Source organism: Enterobacter sp. MGH 16 (assembly GCF_000493175.1).
GTDB lineage: Bacteria > Pseudomonadota > Gammaproteobacteria > Enterobacterales > Enterobacteriaceae > Enterobacter > Enterobacter roggenkampii.
Genome location: NZ_KI535695.1, coordinates 4390291 through 4409466, shown reverse-complemented (window position 1 = coordinate 4409466; position 19176 = coordinate 4390291). Strand labels below are relative to the sequence as shown.

18 protein-coding genes are annotated in these 19176 nt (G+C 58.6%); 5 read left to right on the top strand and 13 right to left on the bottom strand.

Annotation, left to right across the window (positions count from 1 at the left end; genetic code table 11):
- The first annotated feature begins 1 nt into the window (after position 1).
- From L362_RS02310 to nrdG, 4 genes are all read left to right on the top strand, one after another.
- Positions 2 to 2599 carry a glycoside hydrolase family 38 N-terminal domain-containing protein gene (locus L362_RS02310; RefSeq protein ID WP_023345320.1) on the top strand — a complete coding sequence of 866 codons (2598 nt, stop codon included), beginning with the start codon at positions 2 to 4 and terminating at the stop codon, positions 2597 to 2599.
- A 1-nt stretch (position 2600) separates the two neighbouring features.
- The gene (locus tag L362_RS02315) at positions 2601 to 3173 is read left to right on the top strand and encodes a fructose PTS transporter subunit IIA (protein ID WP_023345319.1); all 573 of its coding nucleotides are present in this window, start codon (positions 2601 to 2603) and stop codon (positions 3171 to 3173) included.
- Between the two features lie 369 nt (positions 3174 to 3542).
- A complete protein-coding gene (gene nrdD, locus L362_RS02320) occupies positions 3543 to 5681 on the top strand; it encodes an anaerobic ribonucleoside-triphosphate reductase (RefSeq protein ID WP_023293422.1) in 2139 nt (712 codons plus the stop codon).
- A 105-nt stretch (positions 5682 to 5786) separates the two neighbouring features.
- Positions 5787 to 6251 (top strand): anaerobic ribonucleoside-triphosphate reductase-activating protein, encoded by a 465-nt coding sequence (gene nrdG / locus L362_RS02325; RefSeq protein ID WP_023293423.1) that lies wholly within the window; start codon positions 5787 to 5789, stop codon positions 6249 to 6251.
- Positions 6252 to 6283: 32 nt separating this feature from the next.
- Here the strand turns inward: nrdG and L362_RS02330 are convergent, their stop codons facing one another.
- The 12 genes from L362_RS02330 to pmbA all read right to left on the bottom strand — a co-directional run bounded on the left by L362_RS02330 (position 6284) and on the right by pmbA (position 16951).
- Positions 6284 to 8194, bottom strand: coding sequence for a BglG family transcription antiterminator (locus L362_RS02330; protein ID WP_023345318.1), 1911 nt, complete (start codon positions 8192 to 8194; stop codon positions 6284 to 6286).
- Positions 8195 to 8213: 19 nt separating this feature from the next.
- On the bottom strand, positions 8214 to 9350 hold the full coding sequence (locus L362_RS02335) for a lactonase family protein (RefSeq protein WP_023345317.1): 1137 nt from the start codon (positions 9348 to 9350) through the stop codon (positions 8214 to 8216).
- Positions 9351 to 9375: 25 nt separating this feature from the next.
- Positions 9376 to 10116, bottom strand: a complete 741-nt coding sequence (locus L362_RS02340) for a 2-dehydro-3-deoxy-phosphogluconate aldolase (protein ID WP_023345316.1) — start codon at positions 10114 to 10116, stop codon at positions 9376 to 9378.
- Entirely contained in the window at positions 10113 to 11231 is a 1119-nt protein-coding gene (locus tag L362_RS02345; RefSeq protein WP_023345315.1) for a DgaE family pyridoxal phosphate-dependent ammonia lyase, read from the bottom strand. The genes L362_RS02340 and L362_RS02345 overlap by 4 nt, the downstream gene beginning before the upstream one ends.
- Complete coding sequence (locus L362_RS02350) at positions 11215 to 12348, bottom strand: amidohydrolase/deacetylase family metallohydrolase (RefSeq protein ID WP_023345314.1); 1134 nt, start codon at positions 12346 to 12348, stop codon at positions 11215 to 11217. Before L362_RS02350 ends, L362_RS02345 begins: the two co-directional genes overlap by 17 nt.
- 42 nt (positions 12349 to 12390) lie before the next feature.
- Positions 12391 to 13032, bottom strand: a complete 642-nt coding sequence (locus L362_RS02355; protein WP_008501407.1) for a DUF4310 family protein — start codon at positions 13030 to 13032, stop codon at positions 12391 to 12393.
- A 13-nt stretch (positions 13033 to 13045) separates the two neighbouring features.
- Positions 13046 to 13822, bottom strand: coding sequence for a DUF4311 domain-containing protein (locus tag L362_RS02360; RefSeq protein WP_008501408.1), 777 nt, complete (start codon positions 13820 to 13822; stop codon positions 13046 to 13048).
- 22 nt (positions 13823 to 13844) lie between these two features.
- Positions 13845 to 14144, bottom strand: a complete 300-nt coding sequence (locus L362_RS02365) for a DUF4312 family protein (RefSeq protein WP_006810338.1) — start codon at positions 14142 to 14144, stop codon at positions 13845 to 13847.
- A gap of 2 nt (positions 14145 to 14146) precedes the next feature.
- Positions 14147 to 14509 carry an SFCGS family glycine-rich protein gene (locus L362_RS02370; RefSeq protein WP_006810339.1) on the bottom strand — a complete coding sequence of 121 codons (363 nt, stop codon included), beginning with the start codon at positions 14507 to 14509 and terminating at the stop codon, positions 14147 to 14149.
- Between the two features lie 10 nt (positions 14510 to 14519).
- A complete protein-coding gene (locus L362_RS02375) occupies positions 14520 to 14858 on the bottom strand; it encodes a glycine dehydrogenase (protein WP_025911967.1) in 339 nt (112 codons plus the stop codon).
- Positions 14859 to 15173: 315 nt separating this feature from the next.
- Positions 15174 to 15560 carry a cytochrome b562 gene (cybC, locus tag L362_RS02380; RefSeq protein WP_008501412.1) on the bottom strand — a complete coding sequence of 129 codons (387 nt, stop codon included), beginning with the start codon at positions 15558 to 15560 and terminating at the stop codon, positions 15174 to 15176.
- 38 nt (positions 15561 to 15598) lie between these two features.
- Entirely contained in the window at positions 15599 to 16951 is a 1353-nt protein-coding gene (gene pmbA / locus L362_RS02385; protein ID WP_008501413.1) for a metalloprotease PmbA, read from the bottom strand.
- A gap of 95 nt (positions 16952 to 17046) precedes the next feature.
- On the opposite strand from pmbA, the gene yjgA reads away from it, so the two are divergent.
- Entirely contained in the window at positions 17047 to 17598 is a 552-nt protein-coding gene (gene yjgA, locus L362_RS02390; RefSeq protein WP_008501414.1) for a ribosome biogenesis factor YjgA, read from the top strand.
- 104 nt (positions 17599 to 17702) lie between these two features.
- On the opposite strand, the gene mpl is transcribed toward yjgA, so the two are convergent.
- Positions 17703 to 19082 carry a UDP-N-acetylmuramate:L-alanyl-gamma-D-glutamyl-meso-diaminopimelate ligase gene (gene mpl, locus L362_RS02395; RefSeq protein WP_023345313.1) on the bottom strand — a complete coding sequence of 460 codons (1380 nt, stop codon included), beginning with the start codon at positions 19080 to 19082 and terminating at the stop codon, positions 17703 to 17705.
- Positions 19083 to 19176 lie beyond the last annotated feature (94 nt).

Here is a 19176-nt window from a genome sequence, read left to right as displayed (position 1 = left end):
CATGAATCAGATCCACGTCATTGCCCATACGCACTGGGATCAGGAGTGGTATTTCACCCGTCAGGACAGCATGGTGCTGGCATCCTATAACTTTGCGGATGTCATCGACACGCTGGAGCTGGAGCCCGCTTACAGCTGCTATCACCTTGACGGACAGATGGCGGTAGTGGAGGACTTTCTCGCCATCAATCCCGATTATCGCGCCAGGCTGGAAACCCTCGTCAAAGAGAAAAGAATCTTTGTGGGGCCATGGTATACCCAGACGGACACCTACAACGTGCATGGCGAATCCATTATTCGCAATCTCAAGTATGGCATTTTCGCCGCCCGCGCGCTGGGGCATGCTATGCAGGTCGGGTACCTTCCGGACACCTTTGGCCACAATGCTCAGATGCCCACCATTTTGCAGGGCTGCAATATCGACAATATCGTCTTCTGGCGCGGCATCGATCACGACAGACAAGCGAAAAGCAGCCAGTTCCTCTGGCGCGCGCCGTCTGGGGCGACCGTTATCGCCTGCGCGATGGCATTCGGTTATGGCGCAGCTAAAAACATGCGTTCAGACGCGAGCCATCTGCAGGGAAAAATCTTCCCGATGGTCAATCTCCTGCGTTCACGGGCCGGGATAAACGACCTGCTCCTCCCCTGCGGCGGCGATCAGGTCTGCATCGACCCGGCGCTGCCGGAAATTCTGCAGGTCGCCAGCGCACGCTCTCCCGATGGGGATCGATACGTTATCAGTTCGCTGGAGCGCTACGTCGACATTCTGCGCGCGCAGCGTGAACAGTTTGAAGGCTGGGAAGGGGAGCTGAAATCGCCGCGCTACACCCGCATCCATAAAACGATCGGCTCCGTGCGCTACGACATAAAAAAGAAAAATGATGAGGTGGAGCAGTTCATCCTGCGGCAGCTGGAGCCGACAATCGCTATGGCTCGCCATCAGGGGATTGCGGTCAACCTCTCTGTGGTCGATACGCTCTGGAAGAAGCTGTTGCGAAGCCATGCCCACGACTCTATCGGCGGCTGTAATAGCGATACCACCAACCGCGACATACTGCATCGGCTGGAGCAAACCGAACAGCTGTGCCACAGCCTGTGGAACCTGGTGGTAAAAACCCTGGCCGCCGCCTGCGCTCAGGAAAATGACCTGCTGATTTTCAACCCGCTGGGCACCCCAACGCAGCGCGTAGTGATAACCACCCTGTATAGCCGTGCTGATAATATCGCCCTGACATATCAGGGGCAGCCCATCTCTTTCGACGTCCTGAAAAGAGACATTCTGCCCGGCGGAACGGCGATCTCCCTTAGCGCTGAAGGCGAATGTGAAACGCCCCTTCCTCCCTATTATCGCTGGCACGTTGCTGTGAAGACACCGGTTCTGCCGCCGGTCGGCTATCTCAGCGTTAACGTTAACGATGACCCGGCGCCTTTCCAGCAGCAGGAACAGACAAAGGGCAGCGAGATAGAGAATGCGCATTATCGATTAACGCTGGACGCCGGAACGCTCACCCTGCACGACAAACGCAGCGGCAGATGCATTCCCTCTTTCTTTACTCTCGAAGACTGCGCGGATGCGGGCGACAGCTACGATTTCTCACCGCTTGCGGGCGACACGCCGACGCGGAGCGACCAGTTCACGCTCGTCGACTGCCTGAAAACGCCGCTTGTCGAAAAGCTGATCGTGGAAGCCACCCTGCATCTTCCGCCGGATCTCGCAGACCGTCAGGAAAATGCCCGAACGCCGTTATCCCTTCGTCTGGCGTGTGAATTACGCGATCACGATCCGAACCTGTATGTGGACAGCTCGCTGGAAAACAGCCACTGCGATCACCGGCTACGTTTGCTGATTAACAGCGATATTCACACCCGCCACGCAATCGCCTCGCAGCCCTTCGCGATAATCGAGCGCGAAACGGGGTGTCACGCTGAAGAGTGGCAGGAACACTATCGCGAAATGCCCGTGGATATCGAAACCAGCGAGGGAATCATTGCAGTTGCGGAAGCGGGCAAAGCGCTGGTGGTGAATAGCCGCGGCATGAAGGAGTTTCAGATAATCGGCGACGCACCGGCTGCGATTGCCCTGACGCTGTTTAAATCAACGGGCGTGCTGGGACGCAGCGATCTCGACTGGCGACCGGGCCGGGCATCCGGCATCAATAATACGGTGGTCGAGACCCCCGATGCCCAGTTGCTGAAACCGTTGCGCTTCTCCTTCACCGTCGCGCTGGCCGATAGCGCCGATCATCTCACGCTTCGCCAGCTGGAAAATCAGACAGCGGGACAGCCCTTCACCTATCAACGGCAAACGCTGCACACGCTCGATCACCGTCTTGAGCGCTTTTCGTTGCGTCTGCCCGACCGCAGGCTTCCGGCAGAATTCTCATTATTGTACCTGCCGGAGCCGCTCATCCTCTCTGCCTTGCCCCATGCGCAGCAGTCGCAGGGTACGGTCGTTCGCGTGTTTAACGCCGGCACGGAGCCCGTTCCCGTCCCGGCAAGCCTGGAGGGGTTTCGTCAGATCAACTATCTGGAAGAGCCGGTGCAGCCGGTAACGGCTATTCCCCCTTTCGCGACCTGCGATTTTTTAATGGAGGCTTAATATGAAGCTGCTTGCATTGACGCATCCCGATCTGGTTTTTATCAACCCGCCGCACCGTTCGCCTGAAGCGCTAATACGCTGGCTCGCCGAACCGCTCGCCAGGCAAAAAATCATCAGTGATGAAGAAACGTTCATCCAGAGCGTGTTACAACGCGAAAGTGAAGGTCCTACCGCGCTGGGTGAAGCGCTCGCCGTCCCGCACGGTAAAACCGAGGCGGTGCAGCAGGCGGCGTTTTGTCTGGCGCTCTTTGACGACCCGATACGCTGGCCCGGGCTGGATGGTGACGAAGAGGTGAGAATGGTTTTCCTGCTCGCCATTCCGCCCGCGGAAGCAGGGAGTACCCATATGCAGCTGCTGACGACGCTGACCTGTTTATTGACGGAAGATCGGGTGCGTGAGCGACTGCTGGCGGCGCACACCCGGGAAGAGGCGATGTCCGCGCTGAGTGCTGAAGAACCACAAAAACAGGACGATGCTCCTGAACGCTCCTTTCTCATCCCGGTGGTGCTGGGCAGTATCGCAACCGCAGCCTTTTTGCAGGCGGGACTGAGCTGGGTCTGCGGGGGGAGTTAAATGAACAGCGCTTAGCACACACCGTGCTGAGCGCTTGTTTTTGTTGAATAATTAATCAGATTTTTCTCGCCCGGCTTTACAATCGCTGAAGCGCCCGTCGTTTGTACTCTCGTCTTTTTACTTTGTTCTGCATCAAATAAATCGCAAACATGTTTGATGCAAATCACTATATGTAGCACTTAAAATGCACGCCGACCCAACATCTTGTATTTATCGTCTACTATTCCAACAACAAGACGGCGCTTACGCTGGCCGGAATTGTGGATAACACGAGCTGGGAACGCGGGAAGTCATTGGCCTGGCGGGAAATGCGTCCGGTGAATACTTCTCCACCTCTGTGGATAACCTGTTTTTAAAAATGGAGTGATCATGACACCGCATGTGATGAAACGTGATGGCTGTAAAGTGCCGTTTAAATCAGAGCGCATCCAGGAAGCCATTCTGCGTGCAGCTAAAGCAGCGGGAGTCGATGACGCAGATTACTGCGCCACCGTCGCAGAAGTCGTTAGCAGCCAGATGACTGAACGCAGCCAGGTCGATATCAACGAGATCCAGACCGCGGTTGAGAACCAGCTCATGGCAGGACCTTACAAGCAGCTGGCGCGCGCCTACATTGAGTACCGCCACGATCGAGACGTCCAGCGCGAGAAGCGCGGCCGCCTGAACCAGGAGATCCGTGGCCTGGTGGAGCAGACCAACTCTGCGCTGCTCAATGAAAACGCCAACAAAGACAGTAAAGTGATCCCCACCCAGCGCGACCTGCTGGCCGGTATCGTTGCCAAACACTATGCCCGCCAGCATCTGCTGCCGCGCGACGTGGTCTCGGCGCACGAGCGCGGCGAGATCCACTACCACGATCTCGACTATTCGCCATTCTTCCCGATGTTCAACTGCATGCTGATCGATCTGAAAGGCATGCTGACCCACGGCTTTAAAATGGGTAACGCGGAGATTGAACCGCCTAAGTCGATCTCCACGGCTACCGCGGTCACGGCGCAGATTATTGCCCAGGTCGCCAGCCATATTTACGGCGGCACCACCATTAACCGCATTGACGAAGTGCTGGCCCCGTTCGTGACGGCGAGCTTCAATAAGCACCGTAAAACCGCCGAAGAGTGGCAGATTCCGGACGCGGACGGCTATGCGCATTCCCGTACCGAGAAAGAGTGCTACGACGCCTTCCAGTCGCTGGAATATGAGGTGAACACGCTGCACACCGCCAACGGCCAGACGCCGTTTGTAACCTTCGGTTTTGGCCTGGGCACCAGCTGGGAATCGCGCCTGATCCAGCAGTCCATTCTGCGCAACCGTATTTCTGGCCTTGGTAAAAACCGCAAAACCGCCGTCTTCCCGAAACTGGTGTTCGCGATTCGCGACGGCCTGAACCACAAGTTTGGTGACCCGAACTACGACATCAAACAGCTGGCGCTGGAGTGCGCGAGCAAGCGCATGTACCCGGACATCCTGAACTACGATCAGGTCGTCAAAGTCACCGGTTCGTTTAAAACGCCAATGGGCTGCCGTAGCTTCCTCGGCGTGTACGAGGATGAAAACGGCGAGCAGATCCACGACGGGCGTAACAACCTGGGCGTGATCAGCCTCAACCTGCCGCGCATCGCGCTGGAGGCCAAAGGTAATGAAGCTGAATTCTGGAAACTGCTGGATGAGCGCCTGCAGCTGGCGCGTAAGGCGCTGATGACCCGCATTGCGCGCCTCGAAGGGGTCAAAGCCCGCGTGGCGCCGATCCTCTATATGGAAGGGGCCTGCGGCGTGCGCCTGAAGGCGGACGATGACGTATCCGAGATCTTCAAAAACGGCCGCGCGTCGATTTCGCTGGGCTACATCGGCATTCACGAGACCATCAACGCCCTGTTTGGCGACACGCACATGTACGACAGCGAAGCCCTGCGTGAGAAAGGCATCGCCATCGTTCAGCGCCTGCGCGACGCGGTAGACCAGTGGAAAGAGGAAACCGGCTACGGTTTCAGCCTGTACAGCACCCCAAGCGAGAACCTGTGCGACCGCTTCTGCCGCCTGGACACCGCCGAGTTCGGGATTGTGGAAGGTGTGACCGATAAAGGGTACTACACCAACAGCTTCCACCTCGACGTCGAGAAAAAGGTGAACCCGTACGACAAGATCGACTTCGAAGCGGCCTATCCGCCGATCGCCAGCGGCGGCTTCATCTGCTACGGCGAGTACCCGAACATTCAGCACAACCTGAAGGCGCTGGAGGACGTGTGGGACTATAGCTATCAGCACGTGCCGTATTACGGGACCAACACGCCAATTGATGAGTGTTACGAGTGCGGCTTCACCGGTGAGTTTGAATGTACCAGTAAAGGCTTCACCTGCCCGAAATGCGGCAACCACGATGCGGCTCGCGTCTCCGTGACCCGTCGCGTATGCGGCTATCTCGGCAGCCCGGACGCCCGTCCGTTTAACGCTGGCAAACAGGAAGAAGTGAAGCGCCGCGTGAAGCATCTGGGAAATGGGCAGATCGGTTAATCCTCTGCCACGTTAATGCCCGGTGGCGCTGCGCTTACCGGGCCTACGGACCGCTCTCTTTTGTAGGCCGGGTAAGCGCAGCGCCACCCGGCGTGGTTATTCGCGATGAACTATCACCAGTACTACCCCGTCGACATCGTCAACGGCCCCGGCACCCGCTGCACCCTGTTTGTTTCAGGCTGCGTCCACGAATGCCCCGGCTGCTACAACAAAAGCACCTGGCGACTCAATTCCGGCATGCCGTTCACCGCGGAGATGGAAGATAAAATCATCAACGACCTGAACGACACGCGCATCAAACGCCAGGGGATTTCGCTCTCCGGCGGCGATCCCCTGCACCCGCAAAACGTGCCGGATATGTTGAAGCTGGTGGAGCGCATTCGCGCAGAGTGTCCGGGAAAAGATATCTGGGTCTGGACGGGCTACAAGCTGGATGAACTGAATGCGCAGCAGATGGAAGTCGTGGATCTGATTAACGTGCTGGTCGACGGCAAGTTCGTGCAGGATTTAAAAGACCCGGCACTCATCTGGCGAGGCAGCAGCAACCAGGTTGTGCATCATCTGCGTTGATCAAAGGCGGATGTTATCCATCCGCCCTTATCTCAAAAACGACTCAAACTCTCAATCGCCACCGCCTTAAACCCGGCGAAATCCTCGCAGCTACAGAGCCGTGAAATGGCCCGCTCGCGCAGGAAGGTGACGAAGATATCGTAAATCGCCATCGCCTCTTCGTACTCGCTTTTGCTGATGGCGAGCAGGAAGATAACGTGCGCGGTTTCGTCGCCCCACTGCACGCCGTGCGGGGCGAGCACGGTATAGACCACCGTTTTCTGCGCCAGCAGGCCGAGGGAGTGCGGCAGCGCGATGCCGTCGCCGAGCATGGTGCTGACAATAGCTTCACGTTCAACAACCGAATCCAGAAACTCCGCGCCGACAAAGCCCTCTGCTTCAAGCTGTTCACACAGCTCGCGGAAGAGCGTCTGCTGATCGATCGGCTTGTCGATAATGCGGAAATGGGCCGCGTCGAAGTATTTATCCAGCATCCACGGGCGGGTGCGGTCCACAAGCACCAGTTTGCCAATCTGCTCTAACTGGTAGTCGGTCGGGAACGGGGCGATCATCACCACCGGTTTCGACTTTTCGCTGACGCGGGCGGTCGCGATCACAAAGTCTTCGCTAATGGTTTCCGCCAGCTCGTACTCGCGCAGGGTGAGCGTGCGCGTCACCTCAATCTGCGGGTATTTACGCTGCAGTACCGCCTCAATCATGCGCACCATGGCATTACCGGCGTCGCATACCAGCAGCACGCGCGGCTGACGCTGGTAGCCGATGTTGTAGTGGCGCTCAAGCCCGACGCCAATATGCAGCACCAGGAAGCCAATTTCGTTTTCGCTGATCACATACGGCGTGTATTTGCCCCAGCTCGACACCGCCGCCAGCGTCATGTCCCACGCCATCGTGTAGTGCTGCTTGATGTTATCCAGCAGCGGATTGGGGATCATGATTTGATACCGCACGCGGGTGATCATGGTTTTGATGTGCGTGAGCAGGTCCGCGTGCAGTTGCGCGTCGCTGAGCAGGTTGTAGTTATAGTGAGTGTTGATATAGCGCAGGATGTAGTTGACCAGCGCCTCGTCGTCGTCAGCGTTAATGGCGCTGGGCGCGATCTCCTGAATCTGCCGAGCCGCAATGTGCACGCACAGCCAGCTCTCCTCCGACGGCGAAAGTGCCTTGCCCGCCAGCTGCTGGAGGGTCACCGCGATATCCTTCGCCGCCTCGCGCACGTTCTCTTCCACGTCTTCGGCATGGAATTCCGGCAGCGGGTAACCTTCGCTGATGCGACGTACCGACACCGCGCAGTACAGGCGCAGGAACAGCTCGCCTTCATCGGTCAGGCGAATGTGGTGACGGGTCAAGGCGTCGTGCAGCACCGGCACCATCTGCTCCGCCACGCCCGCATTCAGCGCCACGTCGGTTACCAGCGGGTTCAGGCTGTCCTGCTGCGCCAGCTCCCAGAGCAGATCGGTCAGGCAGGCGCGGGTCGACATCTCGCTGCCAAACAGCTTCATCCCATGGCGCGGACGGGTTTCCAGCGTCAGGTTGTAGCGATGAAACCACTCGCGCACCTCCGCCATATCGCTTTGCAGCGTGGCGCGGCTGACGAACCATTCGTCCGCCAGATCCTCCAGCTTAAGAGAAAACGCCGAGGTCAGAAAACGCACCACCAGATAATGCACGCGCTCCGGCCCGGTCCGCGGGATACGCAGCGCGCGCGGGTGGGATGCCTGAAGCTGCTGATAGCGCTCGGCATCCTCAATTTTGAGCTGGTAGCCGTTGCCCCGGCTCAGGATGAACTGCGCGCCGTGGCTGGCCAGCAGCGCGTTCAGGGCGGTGATGTCCGCACGGACGGTTCGCGTGGAGACCGACAGCCGCTGCGCCAGCTCGTCCTGCGGCAGCGTCTCGTTTTGCAACAGGTCGAAAAGTTGCGCCAAACGTTGGTTCGGAAATCGCACGTCGTTGTCCTCTTACGGCTTAAGGTGAAATGACCATCTGGGATGGGCTGCCGACCGGGGTATAGTCTGGCTCAAAGCTCAATTTCCCGTCCTGCGCCACGCGGAAGCGGGTAATGTTGTCGCTGCGCTGGTTCATGACGTACAGCCAGCGCCCCTGTTTATCGAGCGTCAGGGTGCGCGGGTAGTCACCGCGCGTCCACACATCGTCCTGATGCGTCAGCGTGCCCTCCGCCGTTACGGTAAAGTGCCCGATGCTGTTATGCAAACGGTTAGCCACATACAGCTGCTTACCGTCGGCGCTTAATGCGAGCCCGGCAGCAAAGCTGGTGCCTTTGTAACCTTCCGGCAGGGCAGAAACCGTTTTACCCTCTTTCAGGGTGCCGTTGGTATTCACGGTATACCGGGTGAGCGTAGACGCCTCTTCGTTAATCAGCCACAGGGCATCGCCCTTCGGCGTAAAGACAAAGTGGCGCGGCCCGGCGCCTTTCGAGGAGGCGCTGATAAACGGCGGATCGTTCGGCGTCAGCTTTCCTGTCCGATCGTCAAAGCGGTACTGATAGATGCGATCCAGCCCCAGATCGGTGGAAAACACGTATTTCCCGCTCGGATCGGCGGCGATCATATGCGCATGGGGGCCGTTATGATCGCTGATCGCGAAACTGCCCTCGACGGCAGCTTCCGGCTTCGCCGCGCCCGGTTCGCCTTGATCCTGATGTGTGTCCGTGGCGTCACCCAGGCTGCCGTCTGCGTTAACGGGTAAAACGGCAATGGAGCCGCTGACGTAGTTCGCCACCAGCAGATGCTGGCCGTTCGGCGTCAGGGAGAGATACACAGGCCCGGCACCGCCGGAGGCCACCTGACTGAGCTCGCTCAGCTCACCGTTATCGCCGACGCGCAGCGCCTGCACCACGCCCTGCTCCACTTCGCTTGCCAGATACAGCGTTTTGCCGTCCTGTGAAAGGGTCAACTGCGCCGCATTCGGCAGTTTGCTTACCAACGTTTTATCGTTCAGTGCACCGGTTTGCGGGTTAACAGTAAAACGGTACAGCCCTTCACCGTTCGGATTATAGGTACCCACCCAGGCGTATTGCGTCTGGGCGACAGCGGCGGTGGCGAACATTGAGAGTGAAGCGACAAGCAAGGTACGGGTGTGCATGGTGGCTCCTGTATAGGTGTGAGTTCTACTTCACCAGCTTCTTCGTCATCGCCAGCAGCGTACGCACATCTTCCGGACGCGTATCACCGCTGGCTTTGTCGATAATCGAGCTGTAGATATGCGGGATGATTTTGCTCACGCCCGCGTCGAGGGCGATCTGCAGGATCTCCTCATAGTTTTCCAGATCGATACCTCCGGTCGGCTCCAGCCAGAAGTCGCGACGGGCGCAGGCTTCCGCCACCGCTTTGTACTCGTCACGGCACTTCAGGCCGCCCATCGGGAAGTATTTGATAGAGCTGCCGCCGAAATCTTTCAGCAGAGCAATCGCCGTTTCCACCGGCACAATGCCGTCCGGCGCCGCGCTGCTCAACGGGCCGGTGGAAATTTTCACCATCCCGACGGTACCGGTCGGAGAGACCAGACCGTTGACCACGGAGTCATTTTGCCCCAGCAGCGCGCGGCTGGTGGCCACGCCGGTAAAGACCTGGTTAACGTGCTGCGGCTGCACCTGGCGGGAGATCTCGCTCACCATCGCCGACTGGTTCGGATCGCCCGCGCCCAGGCCAACGGAGAGCGCGTTATCAATCAGCTTCGCGTATTCGCGCATATCAGCGACCGCGCTCGCCACGTCCGGGTAATTTTTGGAGAGCACGCCCACCAGCACGTGGCCTTCCGCCGCCTCGTAGATGGCGCTGGCGTTGGCCTTTGAGCCAGCCAGCACGTTCAGACAGACGCGGTCACGGTAAAAGTTGGGGGTCAGTTTCATGCGTTTTTCTCCTGTCCTAATACTTCACTAATGCGGCGGTACACAATGTTCAGCTGGTCAGCGTTTACGCTGCGCACGTCCGCCTCGATAATCCCTTCGTTGGCCTTGTAGCCACGGAAGTAAATGGCGTACTCGCCCTGCTTGAGCTTCGCCACCAGGTCCCCCGTGCCGAGGCCGGTGGTGGCTTCGTCAAACTTAATCTCGGTGCGGGCGATGTCGCGTCCGGCGCTGTCCCAGACCACGCGCGCGGTCACACCGTTCAGGGTGTTGAGCGCCTCGATAAACGGCGTCATTTTCGCCACCATCTCGGCACCGCTCTCTTTGGTGGCCGTCAGATAGTGTTCGATGGCGCAGGTCAGGCCAAGAATGCCCTCTTTACCCACCTTCATGGCGCGGCCAATCCCCGCCGTCTGGCGCTTCACCCACTCTACGTACTGGGTCTTGCCGATCACCAGCCCGCTGGTGGGGCCTTCGATCGCCTTCGCACCGCTGTAGATCACCAGGTCCGCGCCGGCGCGGTAGTACGCGTGCAGATCTTCTTCCGCCGCGGCATCGACGATGAGCGGCAAGTCGTGTTTACGTGCGACAACCGCCGCCTGCTCGACGCTGAGCATGCTTTTCTGCACGCAGTGGTGAGATTTGATGTACATGATCGCCGCCGTGCGCGGGGTAATCGCCGCCGCCAGCTGATCGGCGGAACATTCGTTGGCGTAGCCCGCTTCCACCAGCCTGCCGCCGCCCAGCGCCACCATGGTGCCCACCGGCGCGCCAAAATTCACGTTGTGGCCTTTCGGCAGGACGATCTCGTTGTTCTCAATCGGGGTGACGTGCAGGTTTTCCAGCAGCCAGTCGCTGTCTTTCACCAGCACCGCGGCCACGGACTGGGCAATGCCCGCCGACGCGCAGGAGACCACCGTCGCCCCTTCCACGTCCAGCAGCTTCGCGATGTACTCCCCGGTTTTATTGACCAGATCCTTCATCTCGAAATAGTGATTCATGCCATCCATCGCCGCCTGTACCACCTCCGGACGCGGCGTGGAGACGCCCAGCGCCGTCATGCGGCCAGAGGTGTTGATAACCTGCTTTAAGCGGTACTTCTCATAAATCGAAGGCATTTTCCGTGCTCCCTTGTTCGGTCATGTAGCCCTTGCCCGCGCGGATCGCGGCAAGCGGCACCAGAATGTGTTCAGCCTGCAGGCTGTCGTTTTCGGCATCCGTCAGCACCGTCGGCTGGCGTTTGAGCGTGAACAGCGTCAGGTCGGCATCGAGACCCGGCTGAATGCGGCCTTTGCGCGTCAGGCGCAGGCCATCGGCGGCGTTCGCCGTGACGCAGTCAATCACCTGCGGCAATGACATGCCGATGGCGAGGAATTTCGACATCACGCTTGCCAGCGAGCCGACCGGGCCGTTGATGCGGTTGCGGCAGTAGATATCCGAGCTGATGGTGTGCGGCAGAATGCCCATCGCGATGGCGCGTTTCGCCACCTCAAAGCTGAAGCTCGCCGTGCCGTGGCCGACATCCAGATGCACGCCGCGCTTCAGCGCAGACGTAATGGAGGCGCGCAGCTCGCCGGAGGGCGTCAGAATGCGGTTAGGCTTGCCGTTGTAGCAGTGGGTGATGATGTCGCCGGAGCTCAGCAGCTCGGCAATTTCGTCGAGGTTCGGCGGGTTGTTGCCAATGTGCACCATCAGCGGCAGATCGCCGTTCTCTTTCTGAATGGCTTTGGCGCGCGCCAGCGGCGTGATGCCGTTGTCACCGACCACGCTGCTGCTCATGCGCGCCTTCAGGCCGACGATAAAATCAGGATGGCGTTTCACCGCCTCTTTCACCGCGTCGGCGTCAATATTGGCCATGTTGGCCAGCTCGTTCTGGGCAATCAGCCCCACGCGGGAGATGTTCAGCAGGGCAAAGACCTCGGTGGAGGCCTTGCGGGTAATCGCGTAGAAATCGTCCACGTCGTCGGCCCCGGTGCTGCCCGCGTCCACCACGGTGGTCACGCCGGTGGCAACGCCCACGCTGTCCGGCTCGTCGTGGTAAATCGGGGAGTTCGGGTAGCAGTGTACGTGGGAGTCAATCCAGCCTGCGCTGACGAACACGTCGCCGTTAAGCTCCACCGTTTTGCGGGCGGGAGCGTCTATGTCGCCCGTCGCGGCGATCTTCCCGTCCTGAATGGCGATATCGGTCAGGGTATCGTCGGCGAGGCGCGCACGGCGCAGGAGTAAATCAAACATGAGGATCTCCTGAAAAGGCGGGCGCCGTAGCGCCCGCGGGTATTAAAGGGCAACCGGGAACAGCCAGCCCAGAATCATTGCGCCGAGGATAGCGCCACCGGTAATGGGCTTCTGCCAGATGTAGAACAGCAGCGCACCCAGCAGAGAACCCACGCCAATCGGAATGGAGGCGGTCATGGCGCTGAGGATAATCAACGGTCCGAGGAAGCGGCCGGAAGCGTTGCCCGCCCCCATCATCACGTCTGCGCCGTAGGTGGAGTTGCTCTGGTTGATGGTGAACTTACGCGCCAGGATGATGACGTAGCCAATCGCAAGGCCAATCACCAGGCCGGTGATCAGCGCGGCAATGAAGTTGGTCACCGGGAACATGATCCCCGCGCCCAGCAGCAGCGCCGGAACCCCGAGGCCCACGCCGGTCTGGATCGCCCCGCCGATGTCGAGAATACCGACCAGCGAGCCTTCGATAATACGGGCGAACAGGAAGCTCGCGCCGAACGCCGCCACCGCGCCGTAAACGCCGGTGTCAATTCCCGCTTTCAGCATCGCCACGAAGGCCACTTCGTTAAACGCGCCGATGCCGTAGAGGTAGTACATGTGCGTCCCGGCAAACACGCCGGAGGAGAGCAGGCCAACGAAGATCGGGAACGACCAGTCGGCATACCAAAAACCTTTATTCTGTTCCATGTCGAGGCTCCTGTTATTTACCGCTGAGCGAGTTGTGGATCATGTCGAGCCAGTTCGGCACGGTCAGATGGAAGGATTCGATCATCTTCATGTCGAAACCGCGGAAGAAGCCGCTCAGCACGAAGAGCAGAACGATCGCCGCCATCATCACTTTGGTGACGTGGTTCCAGCCGCTCTCTTCCACGCCTTTACCGATCAGGATCCCCAGCACCAGGCCCGGTACGGCGTTGCCCATAATCAGCTGCGCCGCGCCGCCAAAGATGGTGGCCCAGAAGCCCGATTTTTTACCCGCGTCGATGGCCGCCAGCCAGAAGATCACCGGCATCACGGTGTTGACCAGCAGGTTCGCGGCAGGCACCAGCACCTTCACGGCGGTGACCTGAAGCGCGGCCGGAACAGAAGAGGCAGTCAGGTTAAGGAAGGTCACGACGATCATGCCGATCACGCCGCAGGCAATCGCCATTTTGCGGGGATCGTGCAGCGTTTCGCCGACGTTACGGTTTTTGATCATCAATGCTGCGGCACCCCAGTTTGGGATGATGCGGTGGTCTACGTCCTGTGTGAAGGCACCTGCGGCCACGGAAGAGGCCCAGGCGTTAAAGAAGAAGCCTAACCCAAAGGAGAAGTGGGACGCCGGATCCCCTTCGCAGGAGTTCAGTTCCCCCAACGTACGAAACGCGCCCATCCCCTGAGTGGTAGGCGCATGAAACATGCGTGCAGCCCCGGCCCCCACACCGACGCCCACCAGGCCGCCAATGATGAGCGATTTTATTAATATAATTAAGAACATCAGTCTGCCCTTTTATGAATAATCAGCGTTGCGTGACGAAATCCACCTGGTCGAGATTGATGGCTGTCACGTTGACGGTCACATCCAGCTCCACGCTGTAGGTGCGTCTTTCCCGGCGCAAAAAGAAGAACAGAAAGGCTTCTTTACGCACCGCTTCTTGCGCCTGAACGACCTGCACATCCTGTGGCTCAATACGCAGTAAGATATGCGGTGAGGCTTTCATCACCGCGGCCTGAACGTGGTTGAGCGCGTCGGCAAAGGCGCGCGCTTTGGCGTCGCCCTTCCCCTTCACTCTCACCGTGGTTGTGAACTGTTCTTTCATGCTTATGCGCCGTATTTTTTCTGCCACGCCTGTACCAGACGCTCGCCCAGCTCTTCTTTATCCATAAAGCCAAAGCCCAGCACGTTGCAGCCTTCGTTGATGGCGGTGACGCCTTCATCCACGGAACGCATACCGTATTTGGCCTTGTAGCCATATTTGGTCTGGGCGGTGATGGCACCCGCGCCGCCGCTGCCGCAGAAGGAGATGCCGAAGGTGGCGTTTTCCGCTTTCATCACGTCGCCGAGCTTCATGTCTGCCGCCATGCCCGGTACGACAACCGCGCGTCCACCTGCTTTTTCCACACCGGCCGCCACCTTCTGACCTTTACCCAGGCGATCGCCAATCACGACTGTAATCTGTTCCATGTGTTGCTCCTTAAAGGTTGTCTTTCGCGACTTCAAAGTGAACGGAGAGCAGCCAGGCCTCTTCATCTGGAAGGTTGCCAAACTGCGCCACCACTTCACGGGCAAGCCGCATTGAATCCGGTGAAATTTCGTCAAACAGCTCTGCTTCAACCTCCGGCAGCGGCTCGCCGGTCACGGACCGGTGCGCCATGGCGCGCACGTGGGAAGTAAGCATCTGCTCCTGTACCGCATTGGGGATGATGTTGTTCCGGGCCAGCAGGGCATAAACCTGCTGCAGCATGGTGTTCGCGAGCTGTTCTGTTTGCTCTGCCTGTTCCCCAACGTCGTTCATTACCGCTCCGTTAATCACTGGTCTTACCCCGTTAATGGCTCTGGATTAAAACTAACGGTGGGAGGGAAGGGTTTGTAGCGAGTTGTTTTCCACTTCGAAGTGGAAAGGCGAGCCGCAGCAGTGATCTGTGCCACATAAATACGGTGAATCTGGATTAATCACGGCATTTGCGTGATGAATATCACGTATTCCAGCGGCAAAACGCGCGCCGGGGAAGCGAAAACGTTCAGGCGTGGTGACGCAAAAATGTGATGGCGATAGGGTTTACTTATTACCGCGCAAAAAAACGGGGGCCATTGGCCCCCGCTGATTATTTGTCAGATGCGCGATCGGTTAACGGTATTTCTTGTGATACGTATTACGGGTCGTCACAAACTGCTCGGCCGCCGCCTGGGCTTCCTTCACTTTGCCTTCGTTAGCGAGCTTCAGCGCGCCGTCGATCTGGCCGACCAGCACGTCAAAGCCGTGGCGGTAGTCTTTCATCTCTGCACTGTCTGCCGCTTTGCTTTCCAGTTTAGGAGGCGTCGCTTTTTGTGCGTCCAGCGCCGCTTCACGCATTTTGGTCAGCGCGTCTTTCATTTCCGCCGCATTGTCGGTTTTCTGCACCACCTTCAGGTTTTGCCCGAGGATGCCCATGTCGTCTTCAAGATCGGCAGCAAACGCAGAAGAGCCAAGAACCAGCGTTGAAGCCGCGACGATCGCTAACAGATGTTTACGCATTGCTCACTTCCTTTTTTATTATCAACAAAACGCTATCTCTATTGTCCGGCGATTTTCATTTCCGGGAGTAATACAGAACCACACTGTATATTGCTGCGTGTTTCAATATCGTTACCGACCGTAACGATATTGCGCCACATATCCTTCAGATTGCCAGCGATGGTAATTTCGCTCACCGGATACTGGATTTCGCCGTTTTCAACCCAGAAGCCCGCCGCGCCGCGAGAGTAATCGCCGGTGATGCCGCTGACGCCCTGACCCATCAGCTCGGTCACCACCAGACCGGTGCCCATCTCTTTCAGCATCTGCTCAAAGTTGAGGCCCTGCCCGGCAATGCGCCAGTTGTGAATGCCGCCCGCGTGCCCGGTGCTTTTCAGCCCCAGCTTGCGCGCGGAGTAGTTGGTCAGAAGCCACTGGGTCAGAATGCCGTCTTTCACGATGTCACGACGCTCGGTGCGCACGCCTTCGCTGTCGAACGGCGTGGAGGCCAGGCCTTTCAGCAGGTGCGGATGCTCTTCGATGGTGAGCCATTCCGGCAGGATCTGCTTGCCCAGCGAGTCGAGCAGGAAGGTCGATTTACGGTAAACGGAGCCGCCCGCGATAGCGCCCACCAGATGGCCAAACAGGCCGGTCGCCACTTCGTTGGCAAAAATCACCGGGGCTTTCATGGTGGAGAGCTTGCGCGGCGACAGGCGAGACAGCGTGCGTTCGGCGCACTCTTTACCTACCCACTCCGGAGACTGCAAATCCCCCAGCGCGCGGCCAATGGTGTAGGCGTAGTCGCGCTCCATGTCACCGTTCTCTTCGGCGATGACGCAGCTGGAGAGCGAGTGGCGGGTAGAGCAGTAGCCCTGCAGCATGCCGTGACTGTTGCCGAAGACTTTGATGCCGTAGTGGCTGTTAAAGCTGCCGCCTTCGGTATTGGTGATGCGCTTGTCGGCCTGCAGGGACGCCTGCTCGGCGCGCGCGGCCAGCTCAATCGCTTCGTCCGGCGTCACTTCCGCCGGATGGAACAGGTCGAGATCCGGCGCGTCAAACGCCAGCAGATCTTTATCCGCCACGCCGGCGTAAGGATCCGGCGAGGTATAACGGGCGATATCCAGCGCGGCCTGCACCGTACGGGCGATGGCATCCGGACTGAGATCGGTGGATGACGCACTGCCTTTGCGATTCTGGTGGTATACCGTGATACCCAGCGCGCCGTCGCTGTTGAATTCAACATTCTCCACTTCGCCATAGCGGGTGCTCACGCTAATGCCGGTGGTTTTGCTGACCGCCACTTCGGCGCCATCTGATTTTTCTGAAGCAAGCATCAGCGCGGTGGAGACGGCTTCTTCCAGAATCTTACGCTGCGCTTCAACTTGTGAGGTTACTTTCATCGCAAATGCCATACTGTAAGAGAGAGTTAACTGAAGTCTAACAGAGAACCGTTTTTCAGTGCGCGTCTTAACTGGTAACATTAGCCTCTTTTTTTAAGGAGCCTGACATGACTAAGCAGCCCGAAGACTGGCTCGACGACGTTCCCGGTGATGACATCGAAGACGAAGATGATGAGATCATCTGGGTCAGTAAAAGTGAAATTAAACGTGACGCCGAAGAGTTAAAACAGCTTGGCGCGGAAATGGTAGAACTGGGTAAAAACGCGCTGGATAAGATCCCGCTCGACCAGGATCTGCGCGATGCCATTGAACTGGCACAGAAAATCAAAAAAGAAGGCCGTCGTCGCCAGCTTCAGCTTATCGGGAAAATGCTGCGTCAGCGCGATGTCGATCCGATCCGCCAGGCGCTGGACAAGCTGAAAAACCGCCACAACCAGCAGGTTGCGCTGTTCCATAAGCTGGAGCAGATCCGCGATCGTCTGATTGAACAGGGTGATGACGCCGTACCGGAAGTGCTGAACCTGTGGCCGGATGCCGACCGCCAGCAGCTGCGTTCCTTGATCCGCAACGCGAAGAAAGAGAAAGAAGGGAATAAGCCGCCGAAGTCTGCGCGCCTGATTTTCCAGTATCTGCGCGAGCTGTCTGAGAACGAAGAGTAATCCGTGCGGGTTTGCGCCGGATGGCGGCGTAAACGCCTTATCCGGCCTACAAGGTCGTGCGAAAAATACAGGCCCGGTAAGCGCTAGCGCCACCGGGCTTTTTTTTACGCCTCGGCGGCCGCTTCCGCTTTCTTCGCCAGCCCGTCCAGCAGCTTCTGATGGATCCCACCAAAACCGCCGTTGCTCATCACCAGAATATGGTCGCCGGGCTGAGCGGCTTTCACCACCATATCCGCCAGCGCATCCACATCCGCACTCCAGTGTGCCGGCTGGATGCAGGCATCGGCCACTTCCGCCACCTGCCACGGAATATGCTGCGGCTGCAGCAGGAAGACTTCATCGGCACGTCCTAACGACGGCGCGAGATCGTCTTTGCAGATGCCCATCTTCATGGTGTTCGAGCGCGGTTCCAGCACCGCCAGAATGCGCGCGGTACCGCCAACTTTGCCACGCAGGGCGGCAAGCGTCGCCAGAATGGCCGTTGGGTGGTGCGCGAAATCGTCATACACGGTGACGCCGTGGGCTTCACCGCGCAGCTCCAGACGGCGGCGGGCATTGATAAACGAACCCAGCGCATTCGCCGCATCCGCAGGCTGAACGCCCACGTGACGCGCTGCCGCAATCGCCATCAGGCCGTTGTGCATGTTGTGTTCGCCCACCAGGCCCCACTTCACCTCGCCCACTTTTTCGCCGTCGAGCAGCACTTCCCACTCGGAGGCATCGGCGTTGAGTTTCTTCGCCTGCCAGTGGCCCTGCTCGCCCACCAGCTCCTGCTCGCTCCAGCAGCCCATTGCCAGGGTCTGCTTCAGGTTGATGTCGTTTTCCGGCAGGATGATGCGGCCCTGGCCCGGCACGATGCGCACCAGGTGGTGGAACTGTTTCTGTATGGCTTTCAGGTCGTCAAAAATATCCGCGTGGTCAAACTCAAGGTTGTTGAGGATCAGCGTGCGCGGGCAGTAGTGCACGAACTTGGAGCGCTTGTCGAAGAACGCGCAGTCATACTCGTCGGCTTCGATCACAAAGAACGGGCTGTCCCCCAGGCGCGCAGAGACGTCGAAATTACCCGGTACGCCGCCGATGACGAAGCCCGGCTTGTAGCCGCAGGCTTCGAGGATCCAGGTCGCCATGCCCGCGGTGGTCGTTTTGCCGTGGGTACCGGCAACGGCAACCACCCAGCGGTCGCGCAGGACGAAGTCATGCAGCCACTGCGGGCCGGACATGAACGGAATATTGCGTTCCAGTACCGCCTCAACGCACGGATTGCCGCGGGTCATGGCGTTGCCAATAATCACCAGGTCCGGCTCGGGATCCAGCTGGCTGGCATCGTAGCCCTGAATTAAAGCGATGCCCTGTTTCTCCAGAAGTGTGCTCATTGGCGGATACACATTGGCGTCCGAACCTGTCACCTCATGGCCCAGCGAGCGCGCCAGCATTGCCAGTCCGCCCATGAAAGTGCCACAAATCCCCAATATATGAATGCGCATACGTCACTATCCTTCTTTAATGTGGCGCACATTTTACTCACATGTTAGCGGCTGTGAAACGCATTTCAGGTAAATCCGTATGTTGCTGGCGCGA